Raw genomic sequence first — 743 nt, forward strand, 5'->3', positions numbered from 1 at the left:
CTGGTTCGGCTACAGCGACCCGGCCATGGAAGAAGCGCTCTACGAGACGACCATCCTGCGTCAGTTCGCCGGGCTGAGCCTGGAGCGCATTCCCGACGAAACCACCATCCTCAACTTCCGTCGCTTGCTGGAGAAACATGAGCTGGCAGCCGGCATCCTCGGCGTAATCAATGGCTACCTGGGGGATCGCGGCCTGTCGCTGCGCCAGGGCACTATCGTCGATGCCACACTGATCCACGCGCCCAGCTCGACCAAGAACCAGGACGGCAAGCGCGACCCGGAAATGCACCAGAGCAAGAAAGGGAACCAGTATTACTTTGGCATGAAGGCGCACATCGGCGTGGATGATGAGTCGGGGCTGGTACACAGCGTGGTAGGCACGGCAGCCAACGTGGCGGATATCACCCAGGTCGACAAACTGCTGCACGGTGACGAGAACGTCGTCTGCGCCGATGCCGGCTACACCGGCGTCGAAAAGCGCCCCGAACATGCTGGCCGCGAAGTGATCTGGCAGGTCGCAGCACGCCGCAGCACCTACAAGAAGCTCGATAAACGCAGCGCCCTGTACAAAGCCAAGCGCAAGATCGAGAAGGCCAAGGCACAAGTGCGAGCGAAGGTCGAGCACCCGTTTCGAGTGATCAAGCGCCAGTTCGGTTACGTGAAGGTGCGCTTCCGTGGCCTGGCCAAGAACACCGCTCAGCTGGTGACGCTGTTCGCGCTGTCGAACCTATGGATGGCGCGCC

1 protein-coding gene is annotated in these 743 nt (G+C 61.5%); it reads left to right on the plus strand.

Annotation, left to right across the window (positions count from 1 at the left end):
• Positions 1-743 (plus strand): IS5-like element ISPa16 family transposase (locus CXQ94_RS23715; protein ID WP_104092580.1); only part of this gene is annotated, 743 nt, incomplete at both ends.

This window comes from Arthrobacter sp. GMC3, from assembly GCF_002929305.1.
Classification (GTDB): Bacteria; Actinomycetota; Actinomycetes; order Actinomycetales; family Micrococcaceae; genus Specibacter.